This is a genomic window from Caproiciproducens sp. CPB-2, from assembly GCF_036287215.1.
GTDB lineage: Bacteria > Bacillota > Clostridia > Oscillospirales > Acutalibacteraceae > Caproiciproducens.
In genome coordinates this window covers 499605-523673 of the sequence record NZ_CP142860.1, presented here as the reverse complement: position 1 = coordinate 523673, position 24069 = coordinate 499605, and the positions used below count along the sequence as shown (strand labels likewise).

The window sequence follows — 24069 nt, the reverse complement described above, 5'->3', positions numbered from 1 at the left end:
TAAGGACAGCAGCCTGACAGACTTATCAGTCTCTTTTAAAATATCCCTCCTCCTCAGGGGAACCGATCGGCTCGCCTTTGCTCTTTTTCACCGCAAAATCGGCAATTCTTCTCAGGGAAGCATTCAGGCCGGTGCCGCCTACCTTCGGCGTCTCAATAATATAAACCCGGTTTCTGAAAAGCTCCGTTCCCGAGCTCTCTTTTGCCATGGCGGCGAAAGCGGGGATTTTTTCCCGGTTTTCCAGAACCTCCGCAAGATATCCGCAGCATTCCCCGAACCGCTTATGATTCAGGGCGGGCCCGCAGATCACCACGTCCGCCCGGAATGTGCGGATCAGCTCCGTCAATTTTACGGCGGCCTCTTCCCTGTTTTCCAAAAAATAATGGTCGCCGCAGATGACCGTTCCGACGATATCCGCGCCTTTTCTCATGAGCATGGTCCGCAAAAGCATTCCCATGCCCACCGCGCCCTGTTCCGCCCGGGGTTCGATGTCCATCCTTTCCTCTCCGCCAAGGCCCGCCTGTATCTGGTTTAAAAACTGAACCACCCTGATCATTTCAGCCGCTCTCCTTTCTCCGCCCAATCGGTCAGCCCTGCTTTGAGTAAACAAGCTGATATAAATCGATAAATTCTTTCGCCATGTCGATCACGGTAATGGCGCTCATCAAATGATCCTGCGCATGGGCCAGGAGCACCGTCACTTTTTCAATTTCTCCCGCCGCCTCTTTCTGTATGATCTCCGTTTGAAAACGGTGCGCTTCCGTAAGGCAATGGCCCGCCTTTTCAATTGACTCCCGCGCTTTTGCGATCTCGCCCCCTTTTGCGCTTGCGATTGCTTCCATCGCCAGACTTTTGGCATCGCCGCTGTTTACCAGCAGCTGCATGGAAATTGATTCTAAGTCCATTTCAAAATCACCTTTACATCTGTATTTTTCTCTTCCTTACTATTTTAAATAAGCATAAATTGTGCCAAAACACAAATACCCATAAAAACGACGGAGAAACAGCATCGTCGTTTTCACACGGAAGGAAACCGCGGACATGTGTATTAAATAAAACAGATTATATCTGATTATAAAACACATTGTACGATATAGCAAACATCACATTTGACTTTATTGTGCATAAGCACTATACTTTTATGAATGAGAAAGATAGGGTGGTAAGTTTGAAGCGGATTGAGATCGTAAGAAAAAAATTGACCGAACTGTCCGGCGAACGGGGCGTGACTGCCGGGGACCTGGCGGAAAGCCTGGGGCTGTCCCGCGCCAACGTGAGCAGCGACCTGAACAGGCTCTGTGAAGAGGAAAAAGCGGAAAAATCCGGCTCGAAGCCCGTTTATTACAGGCCCGCCGGCGTTCTTCCCCCTCAAAGCGCCGAATCCGCACTTGACGCCTTTGTCCGCGAGAACAGGAGCCTTTACCATTGTGTGGAGCAGGCAAAGGCCGCCGTGCTGTATCCGCCGAATGGAATGCATCTTCTGATTTTCGGAGAAACCGGCGTGGGAAAATCCATGTTTGCGGAACTGATTTATCAATACGCACGCGAAAAAGAGTGTGTCGGCAGGGACGCCCCTTTTATTGTCTTCAACTGTGCGGACTATGCAAACAATCCTCAGCTTCTGGTCAGCCAGCTGATGGGAACGAAAAAAGGAGCGTATACGGGCGCGGATACGGACAGGCCCGGCCTGCTTGAAAAAGCCGACGGCGGGTTTCTGTTTTTGGATGAAGTTCACCGTCTGCCCCCGCAGGGACAGGAAATGCTGTTCACCTTCATCGACCGCGGTGTCTACCGCCGTCTGGGAGAGGCGGACCTGGAAAGGAGGGCGAAGGTTCTGCTCCTCTGCGCCACTACAGAGGACCCGGATTCCACCCTGCTGAAGACCTTTGTACGCAGAATCCCCATGATCATCAAGATCCCGAGTTTAAGTGAAAGAAGCATGGAAGAGCGGCTGAATCTGATCAGCGGCTTTTTCCGAAAGGAATCCATGAGGCTGAACAAGCCGATTTCCGTTTCCGTCAATTCCATGCGGTCGCTCCTGAGCTACCATTGCCCCAATAATGTAGGCCAGCTAAGAAACGACATTCAGATCATTTGCGCCAAAGCCTATTCCGACCTTGTATCCGGCAAAAAGGAGGACCTTCGCATTGTCAGCTTTGACCTGCCCTCCTATATCAAGGAAGGGCTGTACCTTGAAACCACGCACCGCCAGATCTGGAACCGCTTTATTGGAATCAACAAACGCTACTGCGTGTTTGACAGCGGTTCCAAAGAGCTTTTGTTCCGGAATAATGAAGACGCGGAAAACATCTATGAAATGATCGATACCCGGATGCAGGAGCTAAAGGGAATCGGCGCGGACGAAGAGGAAATCAGCCGTCAGATCGACAAGGAAATTCATCTTTACTTTGAGAAGTACACGGAGCTTTCCAGTCATCCGCAGGATTTTTCAAGCATCACCAATCTGGTGGGCGCGGAAATTGTACAGACCGTCGACAGGATTCTGGCTCATGCGGAAGAAAAGCTGGAGCGCAGTTTTGGAAACAATATCCGTTACGGAATGGCAGTACATATTTACAACTCCGTAAACCGCGTAAAAAGAGGACGCAGAATTGTGAATCCGCAGCTGAACGTGATTCGCAAGGAGCATGATGCGGAATTTACCGTCGCACTGGAAAGCCTGAAGCTGGTCGATCGGGAATTTGACATCACCATGCCGATCGATGAAGCCGGTTTTCTGGCTGTATTTCTCTGTCTGGACCATCCGATGGCCGGGGAAAGGAATGAACGGATACAGGTGATCGTGATCGCGCACGGCGTGTCAACCGCGACTTCCATGGCGGGCGCGGCGAACCGGCTGCTTGGGATGGACTGTGTGGCGGGAATAGACGCCTCCCTTGACGAAAACCCGCAGAAGGTCTATACCGGCCTGAAAGAATACCTGCTTGGAAGGCCCCGGAAGTCGGACCTTCTTTTGCTGGTGGATATGGGCTCCCTGACCGATTTTTCCACGGCGCTGGAAAACGAGCTCGGCATCCATGTAAAAACCATCCCTCTGGTCAGCACACTGCACGTGATTGAGGCCGGCCGCAAAGCCGCTTTGGGATATCCGCTGGACTATGTGTATCATGAAACGCTGTCCGTCAACGATCTGCTCAGCGAGACCGACCCGCTGGCTCCCAATAAGGGGCAATTGCCGAAACTGTTTATCCTTACCGTCTGTACGACCGGGGAGGGCAGCGCGCAGGTCATCAAAAACATCCTGGACAGCCAGCTGGACTACCACAATTCCCTTTGTGAAACGGTGGCCCTGAAGCTTGTGGAAGAAGAAAGCATTTCCTCCCGGCTGGACTCCATCAGCCGTATCGGGAAAATCCTCTGTGTTGTCAGCAGCTTTTCAATTGACCTCGCGGTGCCGCATTTCGACCTGGCGGATGTCTTCGACAGAAAGGCCGTACCGGAAATCCAGTCGCTCATCGATACGGAAAACACGTTTGAGGAAATCGGCCGCACACTTTCCAATATGCTGAAAAATCTCAACAGCAAAAACATTTTCAATGATATCCGGGAAGTGATTCAGGAAATAGAGTCCCGGACACAGCGCCGGCTGCTGACGGACTCGCTGATCGGGGTGCTGTGCCATGTCGGGTGCCTGATCGACCGTCTGATCGGGAATATCACCATCGAGGAATTTCCCGACAGGGATGCTTATATCAAAAACAACAGGGAAATTTTTGAGATCATAAAAGCCTCGTGCGGCAGGCTGGAGCAAAAATTCAAAGTCCTGATTCCCGACGACGAAATCTGTTATATCGCTTCCTTTTTCGCGGCGGAAAACTGTGTTTCACCGGCATAGGAAAAGCGGCCGCACTGTTGGCACGAAAATTGCTTAATAATCAGTGAAACACATTTTAAGGAGGATGCCATTATGACGTCACAGACAGTACAGATATCCAACAAGGTCGGATTGCATGCCCGTCCGGCCTCCATGCTGGTTACGGCCGCCGGAAGATATGATTCCGAGATCATCATCAAAAACGGGTCCCGCTCGGCAGTCGCGAAATCCATGATCAGCCTGCTCGCCCTGCAGGCAAAGATGAATGATATCGTTACGATCCAGGCGGACGGAAAAGATGAAAAAAAAGCGGTCGCGGAGCTGACTCAACTGATTCAATCAAAATTCGGAGAAGACTAATCCCTTATTAGGAGGCCATTATGAAAAAAGGCATTGGAGTTTCCAAAGGCTACGCGGTGGGAAAAGCCTATGTCATCGACACGGACGCAGCTTTGCGCTTTCAGAAAACCGCGGAGAACCCCGCCGCGGAAGCAGACAGGCTGACAAAAGCAATGGAACTGTCCAAAAAACAGATTGAGGAGATTGTAAAAAAGGCCCGCGAAAAGCTGGACGCCAAAAACGCGGAAATTATCGAAAGCCATCTGAATTTTATAGACGACCCCGCGTTGACCGGGGAAGCTTTCCATAGAATAAAACAGGAATCCGTAACCGCCGAACAAGCCCTCTCCGACGTGACCCGGACTCTGTACGACACCTTTTCCGCATTTGAGGACGGCTATATGAAAGAGCGCGCCGCGGATATTAAAGACGTAGGTTCCAGAATTCTGCGCAATCTCACCGGGCAAAGCGGAGAAATCAATTTTGCGGGTCTGCCCGCCGGAACCGTTCTTTTCGCGCACGATCTGAAGCCCTCGGACACCGCGCAGATCGACAGGGAGAAAGTATCGGCACTGGTGACCGAAACGGGCGGGGAAACCTCCCACACAGCCATTCTCGCAAAAGCGCTGGATATTCCGGCGGTAGTCGGCTGCAGGGATATCCTCGCGGACGTCCGCGGCGGCGATACGGTCATTGTGGACGGCGTGTCGGGAGAAGTCCTGGTCCGCCCTGATACCGCATTAATCAAAAAGTACCGTGCGCTTGAAAAGCGGTTCAGCCAGAAAAAAGAGGACGGGAAACGCACGGTTGGAGCAAAAATCCGTTCCGGAGACGGAAGGCAGATTCTGGTCGCCGCAAATATCGGGGGAATCAAGGATATTGAGGCCGCGCTGAAAAACGGCGCGGAAGGCGTCGGGCTTTTCCGGACGGAATTTTTATACATGAACAGGACATCCATGCCCACCGAGGAAGAGCAGTTCCGGATTTACAGGCAAGCGGCCGAGCTGCTGGACGGCAGGCCCCTTACGATCCGCACGCTTGATATCGGAGGGGACAAAAGCCTCCCGTATCTTCCGATGGACAAGGAAAGCAATCCTTTTCTCGGACTGAGGGCAATCCGGCTCTGCCTTCGAAATCCGGGGCTGTTTCAGACACAGCTCAGGGCAATTTTAAGGGCGTCCGCATTCGGCAATATTCAAATCATGTTCCCTATGATCAGCTGCATGGAAGAGCTGGGCCGCGCGAAAGGCGCCCTGAACACCTGCAAATTACAGCTGGAGCAGGAGGGCGTCCGTTTTTGTCCTTCCATTCCGACCGGAATGATGATAGAGATTCCGTCCGCCGCGCTGACTGCGGAGGAATTTGCAAAACAGGTCGACTTTTTCAGCATCGGGACCAATGATCTTACGCAGTATACGCTGGCGGCGGACAGGATGAACGAAAGTATTTCCGATTTATACAATCCGCTGCATCCGGCTGTTTTGCGCCTGATCCGGATGACGATTTCCGCCGCGCATCAATCCGGGATTCCCTGCTGCCTGTGCGGCGAGCTGGCATCCAACGAGCGGGCGGTCCCCCTGCTGCTGGAATACGGGCTGGATGAATTTTCCGTAAGTCCGGGAATGATCGCCGAAACCAGAAGCACGCTGCTTCGATGCATCGGTACATAAGGGGGAACCGTCTCTTTGGCCGGAAGGTGATTTTGTGGAGCTTTTATACGTAAAAAATCAGACGCAGAGGCAGAGCCAAAGCCAGAAGCTGAAATTGACGGCGGAAATGAGAGAATCCCTTGCTCTGCTGCAGATGCCCCTTGTGGAATTGCAGCAGCGGGTGGAAGAAGCCGTCATGGAAAATCCGGTGCTGGAGTATGACGGCGATGACTCGCAGGAAGACCCCATGTTTTCCGACTGTGCGCTGGGTGACGACGGCGAATCCTATCAGGATACGGAAACTGCCCTGGAAATTGTCAAAATGTTTTCTCTGGACAGCTGCGCCCCCGGCGCCCGTCAACCCTTTTACGGCGACCAAGAGAATTTTAATCCGTACGCTACGCTTTCAGCGGAAGATACCTTTACAGACTGTCTTCTGCGCCAGCTTGGAGAAAGGAAAGTCGATCGGACTATCGGGCGTATTTGCAGCTACATCATTCAGGACCTTACTGAAAAAGGGTATCTCGGCAGCAGCGTGGAAGAGCTTTCCCGGCACTTTGGGCTGCCCGTCGAAAAAATAAAGGAAGCTGTAAAAATCATTCAGACGATGCAGCCGCCGGGGGTCGGCGCCGCAAATATAACGGAATGCCTGCTGCTTCAACTGGGACGGTGTACGGAATGCGACGCGGCGATGGTCAAAGAAATCATTGAAAAATATCTCGGGCTTCTGAGCGAAAATAAAATACAGGTTATTGCGAACCGGCTTGGTATTTCCCTTCAGGCCGCGGAAAAAATGTGCGATTTTATCCGCGGCCTGAACCCGATCCCCTCCCGGGGTTTTCAGACGGACCGCAGCGGCGGCTACGTCATCCCCGAGGCGGCCATTTGTAAAGACGGGCAGGGAGGCTTTTTCATTCGGAACAATGAGAAGGCTTTTCCCCATCTGCGTATCAGCGAATTTTATCAAAAATTACTTCTCGAAGAAAATGACCGCGAAACCCTCCTGTATCTCAAAGACAAAACAAAACAGGCGTCGTTCCTCATAAAGCAACTGTCCAGCCGGAAAAGCACCGTGCTGCGCGTACTGGAGAAAATCGTCGAGCTTCAGAAGGATTATTTCGAGCACGGCGTATCCTGCCTGAAGCCGATGTCCATCGCAGAGGTCGCGGACCGGCTTCATCTGCACCAGTCGACCGTCAGCCGCGCAATTTCCGGAAAGTACGTTGTGTGTTCCTCGGGAACAGTCAGCATCAAATCCCTTTTTACTTCAAAAATACGGTCACGGGGAAAAGAAGATTGTTTTTCTTCTCTGCAAATCAAAGAGACCATCCGCAGCCTGATTGAACACGAAAACAAGTCCGCGCCGCTCTCGGATCAGAAGATTACCCGGAGCCTTCAGGAAAAGGGCATTGACATTTCCCGGCGTACCGTGGCAAAATATCGGTATGAGATGGAAATCCCCGCAGCGGAAAAACGTAAGATGTACCAATGAAGGCCATGGCGTTTTCTGAAACAGCCTTGGCCCTGTGCTGCCGGGCACGATGGAGACGGGGATGGTGGAGGCTGCATGAAAAGGGAAGAATTTTATAGTCTGGTTTACCGTGTGGTCGCCGCCATCCCGTATGGCAGGGTCACAACATACGGACAGATTGCTTTGATGCTGGGGATGCCGCAATACGCAAGACTGGTCGGCCACGCCCTGCACAGCGCGCCCGGATACCTGGAGCTGCCCTGCCACAGGGTGGTAAACAGCACGGGGCGGCTGGTTCCCGGCTGGAACGAACAGCGGACGCTTCTGTCAAACGAAGGCGTATATTTTAAAGACAACGGCAATGTGGATTTAAAACGAAGCATCTGGAGACGGGACGTGGCGGACATGCGGAAGAATATACCAAAGGACCTATAGAGAAAGAAGCCGGGCGTCAATGCCCGGCTTCTTTCTTATTACTCTTCTGTTTTATCGGCCCCTGCTCTGCGGCAGCCCTCAGGGGATGACCTCCAGCGTCTGCGGCGTAACCATGCCGTCCGCGATCCCGAACGCTTTCAGGACCGGCGCTTCCTTTGCCAATGAAAGAATCAGGTAGCTGGCCTTTGAATCATAGGCCAGCCGGATATCTTCCCCGGACGGCCGCGCGGGAGTGGAGGGATGGGAGTGAAAGTTTCCAAGCGGCGAAAGGCCCAGCGCGCGCATATCCCGGACGGCCGCAAGCTGCTCCCCGGGGTCAATGGAAAAATGCTCCGGGCTTTGGTCGGGGTTTGATAAAAGGTACACCTTTTCCACGGTTTTAAGGCCGCCCTCCGCCGTTCCCGCAATCAGCCCGCAGGATTCATTGGGCAATCCCGCTTTCGCGTGGGCGACAATGGCGTCGTAATCCGCTTGTTTGAGCCTGACAATCATTTTAAATCACACACCGCCTGTTCGTAATCAAACGGCTTCAAAATGGTGGGATGCTCCCCGCAGACGGCGCAGTCCTTCGCCGGCGGCAGCTTGATTTTGCGAAACTCCATTTTGAGGGCGTCATAAGTCAGCAGGTACCCGGTCAGGAGCTCCCCTTTGCCGATGATGTATTTGACCGCTTCCATAGCCTGCAGGGAGCCGATCACGCCCCCCATGGCCCCGATGACCCCGGCCTGCCTGCAGGTGGGCACCGCGTCCGGCGGGGGCGGCTCTTTGAAAACGCAGCGGTAGCACGGGCCCTGCCCCGGCACATAGGTCATAAGCTGGCCCCGGAAGCGGATGATCCCCGCGTGGGAAAAAGGCTTTCCGGCCAGCACACAGGCGTCGTTGATAAGGAATTTCGCGGGGAAATTGTCGGTGCCGTCGATGATGAAATCATAATCCGCGATCAGCTTCATGATGTTGTCCGCCGACACAAAGGTACGGTAAGTGTTGACCGTAATGTCCGGATTGATGGCCTCCATGGTCTCTCTGGCAGACTGCACCTTTGCCTTGCCCAAGTCCGGGGTGGTATGAATGACCTGCCGCTGAAGGTTGGACAAGTCCACCTCGTCGGCGTCGGCGACGCCGATGGTCCCCACTCCGGCGGCGGCCAGGTAGAGAGCGGCGGGCGCGCCCAGGCCCCCCGCCCCGATGATCAGCACCTTGGCGTTCAGCAGCTTCTTCTGCCCCTTCACGCCCACTTCGGACAGGATAATATGGCGGGAGTAGCGTTCCAGCTGTTCGTTGGTAAAAGCCATCAGGATTGCCCTCCTCCCATAAAGTACAGGAACTCCACGATATCGCCGTCCTTTAAAACGGTTTCGGAAAAAGTGTCCTTCTTAATAAATTCATCGTTGACCGACACGGTAACATACTCCGGTGTTTCCACCTGCTCCCGTTCGATCAGCTGGGCTACAGTCAAGCCCTCGGCGTATTCTTTCGGGGCTCCGGCAACGGTAAGTTTCATTTTGACTCCTCCAAAATTCAATTGATCGTTTCACGTATTGCTTTTTTGCCTGCAAACTTTTATGGAGCTGGCGTATCCGGGTTCTGCTGATTGTCTGACCGGCGCTTAACCGGCCGTCTTCCGGACAATGAGGTTATAGGTGCCGTCGCCGTTGTCGGTGAGCTTCAGAATCTGATGCCCCTCCTCTTTGACGCTGCGGGGCACGTTCTGCACCGGTTCGCCGTCATTCATTCGAATAGAGAGGATCTGTCCCTCGTCCAGTTCCTCCAGCGCGACCTTTGCCTTGACAAAGGTCACCGGGCAAACCACATCCGTGATATCCACCGTTTCATCAATGAGGTATTCACCCACGGTACGCCGCCTCCATTTCCGCTTGGAATACGTCCCAGCCGGCCCGGTCGACGGCCACCCGGAAACGTTCGCTGGGCTTTGCGTGTTGATCGAAAAACGCCAAGGCCGCGTCGGCCACCCGGAACAGCGTCTCCTTGTCATGGATAATGGGTAAAAACTGCTCTCCCTTGGCAATCAGGTTTCCGAAGGTGCCGCCGAAAGAAAGAAGATATCCCGGTTCGCCCTTCCACGCGTCAAAGGGACAGGATTTCACGCACCGGCCGCAATGGTTGCATTTGCTTTCGTCCAGCAAAATCTCGCTGTCGGTTTGGGTGATGGCCCCTTCCCGGCAGGCTTTCGAGCACACGCCGCAGAGGGTGCAGGCATCCGGAATCCACTCGACCGCGTAGCCGCCCTTGATGCCCAGATCGTTTTCCTCGGCCTTGAGGCAGTTGTTCATGCAGCCGGTGATCCCGAATTTGAACTTATGGGGCAGCGCCCGGCCAAAATAACGGTCGGAAATTTCCACCGCCAGCGAGTAGGTGTCGATGCAGCCGGAGGAGCAGATTTTGCTGCCCTGACAGGCTGTGACCGTGCGTACGCGGGGCCCGCACACGCCGGTGTCGACGCCCCCCGCTTTCAGTTCCGCCTTGACCGGCTCCACATCGTCCAGCTTGATGAAGGGAATCTCCACTCCCTGCCGGGAGGTAAGGTGCACGTATCCGTCGCCGTATTTTTTGCTGATCTCAGCGACAGTCAAAAGCTGGTCGGCAGTGAGGTTGCCGCCCACCACCTTCAGCCGGAGGGAAAAATTGTTTTTCTGCACCTGCCTCATGAATCCGCCGTTTTTTAATGCTTTGTAATCCGTCGCCATTCAAAATCACCGCTTTCTTGTATTTTGGGAATCGCTCCACCAAATCCGCCGTACGGCGGATTTGTGTCAAATCTCATAATCTTTCTCCCAAACCATCACCCTGCGGTACTTTCCAAAGTCCCGCGGCGGGTTGGTTTCCAATTCAATGCCGTTTGCGTCCAGCAGGGGGTATCGGCGTTCACGCGGACCAAACCCGGCAAAAACGCCGCCCCGGATGTTGGCAAAGCCAAAGTCGGACGCCAGGTCGAAATCGGGAGGATATGCGAAGGCTCCGCTCTGCAGGGGCAGCGCGTCCCCCTTTGCATAGGTGACCGGAGAAGGGCTGTGCCGCAGAACGGTATGGACGTCCGCATGATAGTAAAAACGGTCGAAAAGGTTGATTTTCAGCTTGTCGGAACCGTCGCGCAGGAAAACGCCGTCCCGCTTTCCGTCCCCCGCAGCCTCGATGACGCCGCAGGCGGCTGTGGCGTGGGTGATCCGGTCGATTAAAATCAGCTCGCCCAGCGTTTTGTGCAGACGGAATTCATCCAGCACCGCCGGTTCGGAAAGCACAATCTCGCACCGGACGATTTCATTTTTGGTAACCGAGCTGGCGGAAAGCAGCGCGCCGCTGTTTACGTCCACCTTATGGCGGATTCCGGTCACAATGGCGGGGAGCAGCTTTGTCCCCAGCTTGATCCAGTAATCCTTTCCGGGAACCAGCTTTTGGTCATCCATCCAAAGCAGGGTGGCCGAGAAGGATTTCGCCGTTTTCAGTTCGGCGTTCCTGGCCAGCACACAGCCGCGCGAAACATCCACCTCTCGGTCCATCTGAATGGTGACGGGCTGGCCCAGAACCGCTTCCTCCGCCTGTTTATCCGCGATATGAATCGACTTGACCAGCGCGGTTTCGCCGCTGGGCAGGGCGGTCAGCAGATCGCCGACCGCGACTTTTCCGGCTTCAATCTGCCCCTGAAAACCGCGGAAGCTGTGGTCCGGGCGGCAGACCCGCTGCACCGGCATATAGAACCCGGCTTCCGGCGCGCCGCCCGAAATGTCCACCGTTTCCAGATGCTCCAAAAGGGTCTCGCCCCGATACCACGCCATTGTATCGGAAGGTTGGGTAACATTGTCGCCCTCAGTGGCCGAAACGGGGATGATAACCGCGTTTTCCAGCCCCAGCTCCGCCTCGAGCTTTCCGATCTCCCCGGAAATTTCAGTAAAACGTTTTGCATCATATCCGATCAAATCCATTTTGTTCACTGCGAACACAAAATACCGGATGCCCATCAGGGCGCAGATCCGGGCGTGACGGCGGGTCTGTACCAGCACGCCCTGAGAGGCGTCCACCAAAATTACCGCCAGGTCGGCAAAGGACGCCCCCACCGCCATATTCCGGGTGTATTCCTCATGGCCGGGGGTGTCCGCCACAATGAAGCTGCGCCGGTCCGTGGTAAAGTAGCGGTAGGCCACGTCAATGGTGATTCCCTGCTCGCGCTCGGCCATCAGGCCGTCCAGCAGGAGGGAGTAGTCGATTTTCCCTCCCCGGCTGCCCACCTGGCTGTCCAGGATCAGCGCCTGCTCCTGGTCGGTATACAACAGCTTGGAATCGTAGAGAATATGCCCGATCAGAGTGGATTTTCCGTCGTCCACACTGCCGCAGGTAATAAATTTCAAAAGTCCGTTTTCCGCGTTGCTCATTAGAAATACCCCTCCCGTTTGCGCCGTTCCATGCTTCCCGCCTCTTCGTTGTCAATGACCCGGCTGGTACGCTCGGAGGTCACGGCGGCGAGCGTTTCGGCAATCACCGCGTCCAGCGTGTCGGCCTCGGATTCCACCCCGCCGGTGAGGGGGTAACAGCCCAAAGTGCGGAAGCGCACTTTTTTCATCTGCGGCTTTTCGCCCGGAAACAGGCGCATCCGGTCGTCGTCCACCATGATGATATTGCCGTCCCGGTACACCACCGGGCGCTCGGCGGCAAAATACAGCGGCACAATCTCAATATTTTCGCGGCGGATGTATTGCCAGATATCTTTTTCCGTCCAGTTGGAAATGGGGAATACCCGCATGCTCTCGCCTTTGTTGATCCGGGTATTGTAAAGCTTCCACATTTCGGGCCGCTGGTTTTTGGGGTCCCAGGCATGATGTTCGTTGTGGAAAGAAAAAATCCGTTCCTTGGCGCGCGACTTCTCCTCGTCGCGCCGCCCGCCGCCAAAAGCCGCCGTAAACTGATACTTGGTCAGCGCGTCTTTGAGCGCCTGTGTTTTCATAATGTCGGTATAGGCCGCGCCGTGGTCGAACGGGTTGATTCCCTGAGCGATCGCGGCCTCATTGCGGTAGACCAGCATGTTGATCCCCAGTTCCTTTGCCCGTCTGTCACGGAATTCAATCATTTCGTGAAATTTCCAGCTGGTGTCGATGTGCAGAAAGGGAAAGGGCGGTTTTTCGGGGTAGAAGGCTTTCAGGGCCAGATGGAGCATGACCGACGAGTCCTTGCCGATGGAATAGAGCATGACCGGCCGCTCGCATTCCGCGGCTACCTCCCGGAAAATATAGATGGCCTCGGCCTCCAGTTTATCTAAGTGCGTCAGTGGCATGGAGTTCACTCCTAATAATTATTTGAATCGCGGCTGTCCACCGTGAGGGTTTTGGCGCTGCCGTCCGGGTTCGTGACGGTCCAGTGCAGCAGGGTGTTTTCCCGCCGGACGGTAAGCCGTCCGCCAAGGCCGCCCATATCTTCTCCCAGAAACATGGCGATCGCCTGCACCGGGCATTCCTTGACGCAGGAGGCGCACCCCCAGCATCTTTCGGGGCGCGGGATCGCCGCTTTCCCCGTTCCGTCCAGGCGGATCAGGCTGCCGGGGCAAACTTTGCGGCACCGCCCGCAGCCGATGCATCTTTCCGCGGTAATTTCAATGCTCATACGCGTCCTCCTCCCGCACAAGCGGCCGGAAGATCATGTTCAGCCGCCCGTTTTCCAGCCGGGAATTGACATAGCAATTCCATTCGGCGCCGCTTTCCGGGTAATCGGTATTCTCGGCAAAGCTGTGCCAGCGGGTTTCCCTGCGCGCCCCCAAGTGGGTGATCACCGATTTGCAGAGCGTAAGGCGCTCGCGCAGTTCCAGTATGTAAACCAGCTCCTGCATCTCCGGAGCGGCCAGCAGTTCGGTTTTCCGTTCCAGCCCACGGATTTTGTCAGCGGCTATGCGCAGGGATTTCTCTGAATAGCGGTAATGGGAACCGATCCCGCCCGCGTATTCGTCCATCGCGGACTGCATGGCCTCTTCCAGCCCGTCTGTGCCGTACGGCGCCGCGGAGCGGTTCAGGAAGCCCTCCAGCCAGCGCTTTTTTTCTTCGGCCCCGCCCCGGTCGGGAGGGGCCGTTTGATCGCCCATATAGGCTGCCGCCGCTCTCGCCGCGATCTCCCCCTCCACAAACGCGCCCGTAACGTATTTCTGCGGGCAGCCTCCGGCCACGTCCCCCGCCGCGAACAGGCCTTTGATCGTGGTTTCGCGGCTGGTGTCCACCCAATATCCGCTGGCGGTGTGCCCGCCGACGATATACGGCTCGGTGCCCTCGATCTCCACATTCTGCACGCCCGGCGTCCGGCCGCTTTCCAGCCACCGCAGGGTTTGGCTGGGGGCCATATTGAGATAGGCCTTTTGCAGATCCTCATCCTGCTCCTTGGTGATTCCCACGGTCCGCAGATAGCAGGGGCCGCGCCCCTCCAGATTTTCCATCACCGTGCCATGCACCCGCTGGGAGGTGGTAACGCCGTATTTCTGCTCGTATCCCTCGCCCAGCGCGTTGATCTGTTTCGCGCCCACTCCCTGCGCCAGCGTCCCGGTCGGGGCAATGGTGTCCTTGCAGCGCAGAGCGATGAAGCGCATTTCAAAGGTGGTCATTTCCGCCCCGGAAAGAATGCCCATGGCGTAACCCGCGCCCGTGTTGAAAGGCGGATACCACATTTTATGGCGGGAAAACCCAGGGTGGTTGGGCCGGTACAGCCCCGCCGCGCCGCCGGTGGCGCAAAGCACGGCTTTGGCCGAAATCACATAGAGCACCGGTTCGTCGACGCCGATTGCATAAGCTCCGAGAATCCGGCCGTCCCTGACGATGTACTCAAACACATTCACCCGGTTCAGCACGGTGATCCGCGGCTGAGCGGCAACGGCTGCGGCTAAAATCGGCTTGATATTCTCGCCGTTGATTTTGATATTGCGGCTGCCGCGGGCCGCATACCGTCCCTGCTGATCCTTCAGGATCGTCAGCCCCAGGGACTCCATTTTAGCAGCCGTGCGATTCAGCCCTTCGGCCATGGTCAGCAGAAGATCTCCCCGGACGATCCCCTGTGCGTCCGCACGGGCATAATCCACATAATCCCGGGGCGTTTTCCCCGGTACGATATAGGCGTTGATGGCATTGACTCCGGCAGCCAGACAGCCGCTGCGTTCGATGTCCGCCTTCTCAGCGATCAGTACGCTGCCGCCGGACGCTTCGCAGAAGGTCAGCGCCGCGTAACAGCCCGCCGTGCCGCCGCCGATAATCAGAAAATCCGTGGCCAGCGTTCTGATTTCCAAATCCATCCTATCACCTACTTTACATACATATTTAATATGGTATTATTTATTATACGCGGGGCCCGCGGAAAAAACCAGCGCTAATTCCGCAAACGTTACACAAAAAAATTGTACAATTCAAAGCGCAAATCAGCGCAAACGTTTTCCGGTTTTCCGCTTGCAATTCTGATGGAAAACAGGTATTATATTAAACATATAATTTTAATATGTATTTATAGAAAGGAGGAATCCAGTTGACATTAAAAGAAATCGCGGCAAAAGCCGGGGTGTCTGTTTCAACCGTATCGCGGATTATCAACTCCCCGGACGACAGCTTCGCCCGCAAGGAAGTACGGGACCGGGTCTGGTCGATTATCAGGGAAACGGGCTACACGCCCAATCAGAGCGCCCGGGAGCTGAAGCAGGGAAGAACGAGGGCGCAAAAAGCGCCTGCCGGCGCGGTAGCCTGCATTTTGGGCAGAACGAAAACAATCGACGACGATCCTTTTTTTGCGCAGCTCGCAAGGGTCATCGAACAACAGGCGATGGAGTGGGGCTACCCCGTGCGGCTCTCCTATTCGGTTTTCGATATCAAAACGACCGTGCCGGAAAAAATCGAGCTGTTCAAAGCGGACGGAGCCATTGTGCTGGGACGGTTCGGCAGCGACTATATCGGCTTTCTGGAAAAGCACTATCGGAACCTTGTCTATGTGGGCCGCAACATCATCGCCGCCGGCTGCGACCAGGTCATCTGCGACGGGTACGAGGCGACGCAGATTGCGATGAAGCACCTGATTTCCTGCGGTCACCGGCGAATCGGCTATATTGGCGAGATTGCAAACGAGGTCCGGTACCGGGCGTATCTCGATACGCTCCGCGAACATGGGCTGGATTGCTCCGCAGGCCTGATCAGCAACTGTCCGCAAAACGGAGCCGGAGGATATCAGGGGGCGGAACATCTGCTCAGAACAGCCAGTCCGCTTCCCACCGCCGTTTTCTGCGCAACCGACATGGTCGCAGTCGCCGCCCTGCGCCGCTTTACCGAGGCAAAAATCAAGGTTCCGGAACAGCTTTCCGTCATCAGCATGGATAATATTGAACTGTCCGGATACGTTTCCCCCATGCTGACTACCGTGGGGATGCCCATCGTCGAAATGGGAAATGTGGCGGTGCAGATTCTCATCAACAGAATCCAGAAACGGCACAAGCTGCCCTTGAAAATCTTTTTGCCGAACAAACTGGCGATCCGGGAGAGCGTTGCAAATTTAAACACGGGAATCTGCATCTGACTCTTTCCCCGCGTACAACAGCGCCGAAATGTAACATCGATTCCGAAAGAAACCGCCTGAAAATCAGGAATGCACCTTGGAACGGCTGATGATAAGCCAAATCAAGGTGCATTTTTGTACAGTTTCGTTGCGACAGAATCTTTTGGCCAACCGGCTCAACCGTGCCGGTCTGGTCATCGGGCCGGACTTTTGCTGCTGCCGGGAGTCCTCCGGCTCGCGGGGAAAAGCGGCTTTAAATGTAAAATGTCTGTTCGTTATTTAAGGATGCGTTTTCCACCAGCTGGACCTGCCGGTCGTTATAGAGATACAGCCGGTAAATCAATACGCTGACCTCCTCGCCCACGGTGAACGGGTCGTCCTCCAGAGAACGGTAGGCAATCAGCTTTATGCCGCCGACGTTCACCCGCAGCTCCAGCACATTGCCGCGAAAGAAAATGTCCTCCACCGTCCCGTGCTCCGAGGCGTGGGGATAAAGCTCCTTATCCACCTTCGTGACCTGCACAAATTCGGGCCGGAGCACGGCCGTGGCATAGCCTTCATTGGTTTCAAACCCGTGGAGCCTGCCGTAATCTTCTACGACGATCGATTCCCCAATGAATTTTGAGGCAAAGGGGGTGGCGGGATTCTTGTAAATGTCTGCCGGCGTTCCGATCTGCTCGATCCGCCCTTTGTTGGTGATGATGATTTCATCCGCAACCTCCACCGCCTCCTCCTGGTCGTGGGTGACGAAGATGCTGGTGATGCCCACCTTGTTGATGGTCTCTCTCAGCCAGGTGCGCAGTTCCTTGCGGACCTTGGCGTCAATGGCGGCAAAAGGTTCGTCGAGCAGCAGCAGGTGGGGCATTGGCGCCAGCGCGCGGGCAAAGGCCACCCGCTGCTTCTGTCCGCCGGAAAGCTGGTGCGGGCGGCGCTTTTCCAGGCCCTCCAGCCCAATCAGCCGGATCAGTTCCCCGACCCTCTCTTTGATGTACGCTTTATCTTTCTTTTGCACCTCAAGCCCAAAGGCAATGTTGTCGAACACCGTCATGTAGCGAAAAAGCGCATAATTCTGAAACACAAAGCCGATCCCCCGTTCGCTGGCGGGCAGGTCGTTTACCCGCTGGCCATCGATGATGATGGTCCCGCTGTCCGGCGTTTCCAGCCCGGCGATGATGCGCAGAAGGGTGGTTTTTCCGCTGCCGGAAGGACCGAGCAGCCCGATCAGTTTGCCCTGTTCAATGGAAAAGCTGACATTGTCCGCCGCCTGAAACCCGCCGAATTTTTTATTGATATTCTGAAGCTCCACATACATATTGCTTACCTCTTTTCTCTCTTGATGCGGTGTTCTACGATGTTGCGCAGAATGAGGATGATTACCGCGATCAGGACCAAAATGGAGGAAACGGCAAAGGCGGCCGTCAGCTGGAATTCATTGAACAGAATCTCCACATGAAGCGGGAGGGTGTTGGTCTTGCCCCGCAGATGTCCGGATACCACCGATACTGCGCCGAATTCGCCCAGGCTCCGGGCGGTACAGAGAATCACGCCGTATAACAGCGCCCATTTGATATGGGGAAAAGTGACCCTGCGGAAAATGGAGAAGCCTTTGGCCCCCATCAGCGCGGCGGCCTCCTCCTCGTCATTGCCCTGAGCCTGCATCAAAGGGATCAGCTCGCGGGAAACAAAGGGGAAGGTAACAAAGATCGTGGCCAGCACAATGCCGGGCACGGCAAACACAATTTTAAGATTCATCGCTTCCAAAAACGGGTAGGCCCATCCGATCCGCCCGAACACGAGAATGAATACCAGCCCCGCGATGACGGGCGAGATGGAGAAGGGAATGTCGATCAGGGTGGTGAGCGTCTGCTTTCCCCGAAAGCGGAATTTGGTGATCGTCCAGGCCGCGAAGATGCCGAACACCGTGTTGACAACGACCGTAATCCCGGTCGTCAGCAGAGTCAGCTGCAGCGCCTTGACCGCGTACTCGTCGGTGATGGACCTGGAAAAGGTCTCCCAGCCCTGCCGCAGGGCATAGACCAGCACGGTGGCGAGGGGCAGGACCAGCATAACGGCCAGAAACGTCCCTCCCAGCAGGATAAGCGTTCCTTTGACAATTTTCTGTTTCAACCGTCCTACCCCCTTGCGATTTTATTGATTCTGGCCTGGAGCAGATTGATGCCGAACAGCAGAATAAAGGCGAATACAACCATGACCAGCGCGATGGAGGTGGCGGCGGCGTAGTTGAACTGCTCCAGCTTATTCATGATAATCAGCGGTGTGATCTGCGTTTTATAGGGGATGTTCCCCGCGATAAACACCACGCTGCCGTATTCCCCGATACAGCGGGCAAAGGCCAGCCCGAACCCGGTCAGTGTGGCGGGCAGAATTTCCGGGAACACCACCTTGAAAAAGATGCGGGAGCGGCTGGCACCCAGCACCAAGGCCGCTTCCTCGTACTGCGGGTTCAGCTTTTCCAGCACCGGCTGGATCGAGCGCACCACAAAGGGGATGCCGATAAAAATCATGGCAATCACAATGCCGGCGGTCGTGTAAGAAATTTTGACGCCGATCCGGTCAAACAGCCGGCCGATCCACCCTTTGTCGGAATACAGGGTGGTCAGCGAGATGCCGGCCACCGCGGTGGGCAGGGCGAAGGGCAGTTCGATCAGGCCGTCCAGCACCCGCCGGAACGGGAATTCATAACGGGTCAGAATCCACGCGAGAAGAATTCCAAAGACTGCGTTGACCACGGCGGCAATGGCCGCGCAGGACAGGCTCACCCGATAGGTGGCCACCGTCTGCTTGTCGGTGACCACCCGCCAGAAATCAGCGAAGGTCGTACCCGAAAGGGTTAAAAAACCGAGCACAGGGGGATCAGCACAATCAGGCTGAGCATGGTAACGGTGATCCCCATGGAAAGCCGAAAACCCGGTATGATATTATTTTGTCGCTTTCTGGAGCGCTTTTTCAGAGGAAACATGTGCAGGCCCCCTATGATCGGTAATAAATGAAACACTATTTTTTATAAATCTGGTCGAAGATCGCACCGTCCGCAAAGAATTTCTCGGTTGCTTTTGCCCAGCCCCCAAAATCGTCGTCGATGTTGACCATCTCAATATTCAGATTAAAAATGTCGCTGAATTCCTTCAGGATGTCGGGGTTGGAGGGGCGGTAATAATTTTTCCCCTCCAGACGCTGTGCATCGTCCGAATAAAGGTATTCCAGATACGCTTTGGAAACTTCCTCGGTACCGTGCTTTTTGGCGTTGGCGTCCACTACCGCGACCGACGGCTGGGCAAGGATGCTCAGGGACGGGGTGATAATCTCAAAATCATCCGGATGCTCTTTCTGGGAAAGGAAGGCTTCATTCTCCCAGGCCAGCAGCACATCTCCCTGCCCGTTTTCCACAAAGGTAGTGGTGGCGCCGCGGGCGCCGGAATCCAGCACGGTCACGTTGGCGTACAGCGATTTCAAAAATTCTTGGTCTTTGGCTTCATCTCCGCCGAATTTCTTATCCGCATATGCCCAGGCCGCCAAAAAATTCCAGCGCGCGCCGCCGGAGCTTTTGGGATCGGGGGTGATGACTTCCACGCCGGATTTCACAAGATCGTCCCAATCCTTCAGATTTTTGGGGTTGCCCTTGCGGACCAAAAAGACGATGGTGGAGGTGTAGGGTGCGCTGTTCTTCGGGAACTCATTCACCCAGCCGTCCTCGATCAGGCCGCCTTTGCGCAATTCGTCCACATCGCCCTCAAGCGCCAGCGTAACCACGTCGGCCTCGTTGCCTTCCAGCACCGAACGGGCCTGTTTTCCGGAACCGCCGTGGGACTGGGTGATTTCCACCTTCTGCCCTTTCTCTTTTTCCCAGTATTCCTGGAAAAGCTTATTGTACTGCTCGTAAAGCTCGCGGGTAGGGTCGTAGGAAACATTGGAGATAGCCACCGGCTTGGCGGAAGACGCGGCGGACACGGAAGAATTCACGGAAGAAGCCGCGGGAGAATTATTCCCGGCGCAGCCGGCGAGAGTTCCCGCAATCGTGGCCAGGGCGATTGCCAGAGCCAGTGTTTTTCTGAAAGAAAATGTATGTTTCATAAAAATATCCCTCATTTCATCGTTTTTAGATTGTTTGCAAACCGGGTTTGGAAGCGATTGCCGCATCACATTTGATCTATGACTTCCAAATCCGTGCAACATCGAAAGCGCACCGGGATACGCAGGTTGTTTCTGTTCAGCATGAGTACCACCTTCACCTTTTAATACATATATAATTGATATGTATAGTATTGTTTTATAATACCCTAATGCTTCCGGTTCTGCAACGGGAAATTAAGCAATCGTTTGCGCGATACTGTCACGAAGTGCCTGATTCTATCCGGTTTTTCCTTATATGAAATTGTACTCTCAGAAGTTACATTCCTGCGACTGTTGTCATCTAAGAAAACACTTAATAAAAGTCGGGCAGGAATTGCCGTATGCCGTATCAGGATATCTCAGATATTTGTTCTGAAAGCTTATGTGGATATTTGTTTTCGAGAGCGATAAATAAAAACAGACATACGGCACGCATAAGCATCAGACAGTAAATATTCCATCCCCCATGAAAGAATAACAGGTCAAATTCCATTAAAAGAGCATCGCATGTGAAATAGAGGATGAAGGAAGCGAGCTTCCAATACCATTTTTTCAATACACATAGGAACAATGCGCAAATAAAAGATACGGCGGCATTATAAAAAACTGAAAAGGCCCCAGAATCCCGGTAGATGTTTTCGAACCAGCCGACATAAGTGTACTGAAGACCGGTTAGCAACAGGATACTTACCGGCAGCTTCATTATAATCAATAATGCGAACCAGAGGGTTATAAATCGCAGGAAAGTACGCCGCCTATTTTTCAACTGCAAATACCATGACTTCATAAAAATACAATAAAAGAAAATCGCGGCGCTTGTCATCCAGGTCCTCCACCAGTTATGCTGATAAATTCCAAGCCTGACAAAAAGAACATCCAATAACGTATAGATAACCGTTATCAGAAGGATCCGCCGGTAACGCGAAGGGAAGGCGGAAACAAGCAGGGCGGTGGCGGGCCACAGGGTGGCATTGGGGATAATATGGCCAAAAATGTTCTCCGCATAGTGGTCCTTGAAAACGCCGGGATAATATGAATAGCTGTTTAAAAAAAGCAGTCCGATCATTTCGGCAATAAAAGCGGTCATCATGGCAAACAGAAAAAAAATCAGCAATTCATGATTGTCTTTTTTCTTAACCATAATGAAAACAGTCAATACTGCGCCGATTATCGCAAGTATGCCATACCAATAAATGGCTGCCATATCATCTACCTCAAAATACAAAGCTTAAACGGCTAACGCGTTCAAACTTAGTATGTCTTTAAATGGCATAGATGATACCGCCAGAATCCCTTATTCCCTTTATAGCCCCTGCATAATAGCGGGCGGTACGCCTTATTCTCCCTTTGCATGAATCCAGGCGCCCCCGTCAACAGGGAATTCCGCTCATTTCCTGCTTCCGGACCGGTTTAGGACCATGGCCGCACGGAACCTGAAAAGAAAAGGCCATGGCGAATTCGCCATGGCCAGGGAGGAAAGTATTGAAAAAGGTTCTTGTTAGTGATTTTGTCCGTAATACGCGTGTGCCCCATGCTTACGCAAAAAATGCTTGTCAAGCAGTTCCTGCTGCATCGGTCCATCCTGGACCTCAGCCATCTCCTGGGTGTGCCAGGCCATCATGGCCAATTCTTCCAGCACTACGGAATTGTGCACCGCCTCAAAGCAGTCCCTGCCCCAGGTAAAAGGTCCATGGGAGTGCACCAGGACGGCGGGGATATCAGCGGGATTCGCCTTGTTAAACGTTTCCACAATCACATTGCCGGTTTCCGCTTCATAGGCGCCCGCAATTTCTTCCGGGGTCATTTTTCTGGTACAGGGGATCGGCCCGTAAAAATAGTCGCCGTGCGTGGTGCCGTAAGCCGGAATGGACTGCCCCGCCTGCGCCCAGATGGTCGCCCATCGGGAGTGGGTATGGACAATTCCGCCGATCGCGGGGAAATTCCGATACAGGACACAGTGTGTCGGCGTGTCGGAGGACGGATTCAGGTCACCCTCCACCTTTTCCCCGTCCAGACCCACCACAACCATATTCTTCGGTTTGAGTCTGTCGTATTCCACGCCGGAGGGTTTAATGACAAACAGCCCCGATTCCCGGTCGATTCCGGAAACATTTCCCCATGTGAACACCACCAGATTGTGGGCGGGAAGCTGACGGTTCGCCTCGCAAACCTGTTCCTTCAATTCTTCCAGCATTCGTCTTCATCCCTTCCGGATTACTTTTTGAGCTTCCAGATCAGATCGTTCCAGGTAAGTTCCTTGCGAAGCTCGTTGATCTCGGTTTCCCTGCCGATGTGAACAAACTCGATCTCCATGATTTCAGCGAAATCGCGCAGCTCTTCCGCCGTAAGCGAATAGCTGATGACGGAATGGTGCGCGCCGCCCGCGTAAATCCATGCTTCCGCGGAGGTCTCGAGGCTTGGGAGCGGCTTCCAGAGGACGGCGGCCACCGGGAGGTTCGGCATTTCGTGAATCTGCTCCTGGCATTCCACATCATTGACAATCATGCGGAACCGGTCGCCCATATCGATGATCGTCGCAAGCACCGCCGGGCCTGACTTCGCTTTGAAGGTCAGGCGCGCCGGATCCTCGCGGTCGCCGATTCCAAGCGGAACCACCTTGATCTTCGGGCGTTCCGCGGCGACGCTCGGGCACACCTCAAGCATATGGGCGCCCATGTTCATGCCGCACTCCGGATCAAAGTTGTAAGTGTAATCCTCCATAAACGCCGTACCGCCCGTGCAGTCGGCCGTCATGAGCTTCATAATGCGGCAGAGCGCCGCGGTTTTCCAGTCGCCTTCCCCGGCGAACCCGTAGCCCAGGCGCATCAAGTCCTGCGCGGCAAGACCGGGCAGCTGGCGGAGCTCCTGCAAATCCTGAAAATTGGTGTGGAAGGCACCGAACTTTTCTTCTTCCATGAACTTCCGAAGCGCAACTTCTTCCCGCGCCTGATAGCGCACGGCCTCGAGATCATCCGTTGCCATATCGTAAACTTCGGCGTATTGCTCCATCTGGGCGTCGATTTCCTTCTCGGTGACGGCTTCCACCATGCGGATGATATCGCCGACGCCGTAATGGTCGACCTGCCAGCCGAATTTGATGTGCGCCTCCACCTTGTCGCCGTCCGTCACGGCCACTTCGCGCATATTGTCGCTGATGCGGAGCACGCGGAGCCTGCGGCTTTCAAACGCGCCGGCCGCCGCACGCATCCAGCGGCCCATGTGGTCACGCATCCCGGCGTCCTTCCAGTAGCCGGAAATGACCTTCTGCGGAATACGCATGCGCGCAAGAATAAAACCATGCTCCCTGTCGCCGTGGGCGGACTGGTTCAGATTCATGAAATCCATGTCGATGCTTTCCCACGGGATGTCGCGGTTGAACTGGGTATTGATGTGAAGCAGCGGTTTCTGCAGGACGGAAAAGCCGCGAATCCACATCTTTGACGGAGAAAAGGTATGCATCCAGGTAATAATGCCCGCACACCGGGGAGCGTTGTTTGCCTCTGTGATCACCTTATAGATTTCGTCGGAATTGCGCACCACGGGCTTAAAAACCAGGGTGCAGGGAATGGACGGGTCCGCGTTCCATCCGTCTACCATGATTTTGGAATGCTGATCGACAGTTTTCAGCACATCTTCCCCGTAAAGGTCCTGGCTTCCAACCACAAACCAGAATTCGTATTTTTTTAAAGCTGACATAT

At 54.5% G+C, this 24069-nt stretch carries 23 protein-coding genes and 1 pseudogene; 6 read left to right on the top strand and 18 right to left on the bottom strand.

Annotated features, from left to right (window positions below):
* Window positions 1–25: 25 nt before the first annotated feature.
* Window positions 26–556, bottom strand: coding sequence for a glycine/betaine/sarcosine/D-proline family reductase selenoprotein B (locus tag VXK30_RS02515; protein WP_275716991.1), 531 nt, complete (start codon window positions 554–556; stop codon window positions 26–28).
* A gap of 31 nt (window positions 557–587) precedes the next feature.
* Window positions 588–905: a PTS lactose/cellobiose transporter subunit IIA gene (locus VXK30_RS02510; RefSeq protein ID WP_275716993.1), complete on the bottom strand. Its 318-nt coding sequence runs from the start codon at window positions 903–905 to the stop codon at window positions 588–590.
* 263 nt (window positions 906–1168) lie between these two features.
* Between VXK30_RS02510 and VXK30_RS02505 the strand changes: the two genes are divergently transcribed.
* The 5 genes from VXK30_RS02505 to VXK30_RS02485 all read left to right on the top strand — a co-directional run bounded on the left by VXK30_RS02505 (window position 1169) and on the right by VXK30_RS02485 (window position 7729).
* Window positions 1169–3856 (top strand): sigma 54-interacting transcriptional regulator, encoded by a 2688-nt coding sequence (locus tag VXK30_RS02505; RefSeq protein WP_275716995.1) that lies wholly within the window; start codon window positions 1169–1171, stop codon window positions 3854–3856.
* Between the two features lie 72 nt (window positions 3857–3928).
* Window positions 3929–4195: an HPr family phosphocarrier protein gene (locus VXK30_RS02500; RefSeq protein ID WP_141827115.1), complete on the top strand. Its 267-nt coding sequence runs from the start codon at window positions 3929–3931 to the stop codon at window positions 4193–4195.
* Between the two features lie 20 nt (window positions 4196–4215).
* A complete protein-coding gene (gene ptsP, locus VXK30_RS02495) occupies window positions 4216–5844 on the top strand; it encodes a phosphoenolpyruvate--protein phosphotransferase (protein WP_275716998.1) in 1629 nt (542 codons plus the stop codon).
* 34 nt (window positions 5845–5878) lie between these two features.
* Window positions 5879–7315, top strand: a complete 1437-nt coding sequence (gene rpoN, locus VXK30_RS02490; RefSeq protein WP_275717000.1) for an RNA polymerase factor sigma-54 — start codon at window positions 5879–5881, stop codon at window positions 7313–7315.
* 75 nt (window positions 7316–7390) lie between these two features.
* Window positions 7391–7729 (top strand): MGMT family protein, encoded by a 339-nt coding sequence (locus tag VXK30_RS02485; protein WP_275717002.1) that lies wholly within the window; start codon window positions 7391–7393, stop codon window positions 7727–7729.
* Between the two features lie 78 nt (window positions 7730–7807).
* On the opposite strand, the gene VXK30_RS02480 is transcribed toward VXK30_RS02485, so the two are convergent.
* The 9 genes from VXK30_RS02480 to VXK30_RS02440 all read right to left on the bottom strand — a co-directional run bounded on the left by VXK30_RS02480 (window position 7808) and on the right by VXK30_RS02440 (window position 14999).
* Window positions 7808–8221 (bottom strand): M67 family metallopeptidase, encoded by a 414-nt coding sequence (locus VXK30_RS02480; protein ID WP_275717004.1) that lies wholly within the window; start codon window positions 8219–8221, stop codon window positions 7808–7810.
* Window positions 8218–9021 carry a HesA/MoeB/ThiF family protein gene (locus VXK30_RS02475; protein WP_275717006.1) on the bottom strand — a complete coding sequence of 268 codons (804 nt, stop codon included), beginning with the start codon at window positions 9019–9021 and terminating at the stop codon, window positions 8218–8220. Before VXK30_RS02475 ends, VXK30_RS02480 begins: the two co-directional genes overlap by 4 nt.
* A complete protein-coding gene (gene thiS, locus VXK30_RS02470; RefSeq protein WP_275717008.1) occupies window positions 9021–9230 on the bottom strand; it encodes a sulfur carrier protein ThiS in 210 nt (69 codons plus the stop codon). Before thiS ends, VXK30_RS02475 begins: the two co-directional genes overlap by 1 nt.
* A 105-nt stretch (window positions 9231–9335) precedes the next feature.
* On the bottom strand, window positions 9336–9581 hold the full coding sequence (locus VXK30_RS02465; protein WP_275717010.1) for a sulfurtransferase TusA family protein: 246 nt from the start codon (window positions 9579–9581) through the stop codon (window positions 9336–9338).
* Window positions 9574–10434 carry a 4Fe-4S binding protein gene (locus tag VXK30_RS02460; protein WP_275717012.1) on the bottom strand — a complete coding sequence of 287 codons (861 nt, stop codon included), beginning with the start codon at window positions 10432–10434 and terminating at the stop codon, window positions 9574–9576. Before VXK30_RS02460 ends, VXK30_RS02465 begins: the two co-directional genes overlap by 8 nt.
* Window positions 10435–10500: 66 nt before the next feature.
* Entirely contained in the window at window positions 10501–12114 is a 1614-nt protein-coding gene (locus VXK30_RS02455) for a sulfate adenylyltransferase subunit 1 (protein WP_275717014.1), read from the bottom strand.
* Complete coding sequence (gene cysD, locus VXK30_RS02450) at window positions 12114–13010, bottom strand: sulfate adenylyltransferase subunit CysD (protein ID WP_275717016.1); 897 nt, start codon at window positions 13008–13010, stop codon at window positions 12114–12116. The genes VXK30_RS02455 and cysD overlap by 1 nt, the downstream gene beginning before the upstream one ends.
* 11 nt (window positions 13011–13021) lie before the next feature.
* Window positions 13022–13336, bottom strand: coding sequence for a 4Fe-4S dicluster domain-containing protein (locus tag VXK30_RS02445; RefSeq protein WP_275717018.1), 315 nt, complete (start codon window positions 13334–13336; stop codon window positions 13022–13024).
* Window positions 13326–14999 carry an adenylyl-sulfate reductase subunit alpha gene (locus VXK30_RS02440; protein ID WP_275717020.1) on the bottom strand — a complete coding sequence of 558 codons (1674 nt, stop codon included), beginning with the start codon at window positions 14997–14999 and terminating at the stop codon, window positions 13326–13328. The genes VXK30_RS02445 and VXK30_RS02440 overlap by 11 nt, the downstream gene beginning before the upstream one ends.
* A gap of 227 nt (window positions 15000–15226) precedes the next feature.
* Between VXK30_RS02440 and VXK30_RS02435 the strand changes: the two genes are divergently transcribed.
* Window positions 15227–16261: a LacI family DNA-binding transcriptional regulator gene (locus VXK30_RS02435; RefSeq protein ID WP_275717022.1), complete on the top strand. Its 1035-nt coding sequence runs from the start codon at window positions 15227–15229 to the stop codon at window positions 16259–16261.
* 232 nt (window positions 16262–16493) lie between these two features.
* Here VXK30_RS02435 and VXK30_RS02430 read toward each other — a convergent pair whose 3' ends face one another.
* The 7 genes and pseudogenes from VXK30_RS02430 to araA form a co-directional block, all read right to left on the bottom strand.
* Window positions 16494–17552: a sulfate/molybdate ABC transporter ATP-binding protein gene (locus VXK30_RS02430; RefSeq protein ID WP_275717024.1), complete on the bottom strand. Its 1059-nt coding sequence runs from the start codon at window positions 17550–17552 to the stop codon at window positions 16494–16496.
* Between the two features lie 5 nt (window positions 17553–17557).
* A complete protein-coding gene (gene cysW / locus VXK30_RS02425; RefSeq protein ID WP_275717026.1) occupies window positions 17558–18367 on the bottom strand; it encodes a sulfate ABC transporter permease subunit CysW in 810 nt (269 codons plus the stop codon).
* A gap of 5 nt (window positions 18368–18372) precedes the next feature.
* A pseudogene (cysT, locus tag VXK30_RS02420) lies at window positions 18373–19220 on the bottom strand (sulfate ABC transporter permease subunit CysT).
* 35 nt (window positions 19221–19255) lie between these two features.
* Window positions 19256–20332: a sulfate ABC transporter substrate-binding protein gene (locus VXK30_RS02415; RefSeq protein WP_275717028.1), complete on the bottom strand. Its 1077-nt coding sequence runs from the start codon at window positions 20330–20332 to the stop codon at window positions 19256–19258.
* A 388-nt stretch (window positions 20333–20720) separates the two neighbouring features.
* A complete protein-coding gene (locus tag VXK30_RS02410) occupies window positions 20721–21575 on the bottom strand; it encodes a hypothetical protein (RefSeq protein ID WP_275717031.1) in 855 nt (284 codons plus the stop codon).
* A gap of 294 nt (window positions 21576–21869) precedes the next feature.
* Complete coding sequence (gene araD / locus VXK30_RS02405) at window positions 21870–22565, bottom strand: L-ribulose-5-phosphate 4-epimerase (RefSeq protein ID WP_275717033.1); 696 nt, start codon at window positions 22563–22565, stop codon at window positions 21870–21872.
* Between the two features lie 20 nt (window positions 22566–22585).
* Window positions 22586–24067 carry an L-arabinose isomerase gene (araA, locus tag VXK30_RS02400; RefSeq protein ID WP_275717035.1) on the bottom strand — a complete coding sequence of 494 codons (1482 nt, stop codon included), beginning with the start codon at window positions 24065–24067 and terminating at the stop codon, window positions 22586–22588.
* Window positions 24068–24069: the final 2 nt, after the last annotated feature.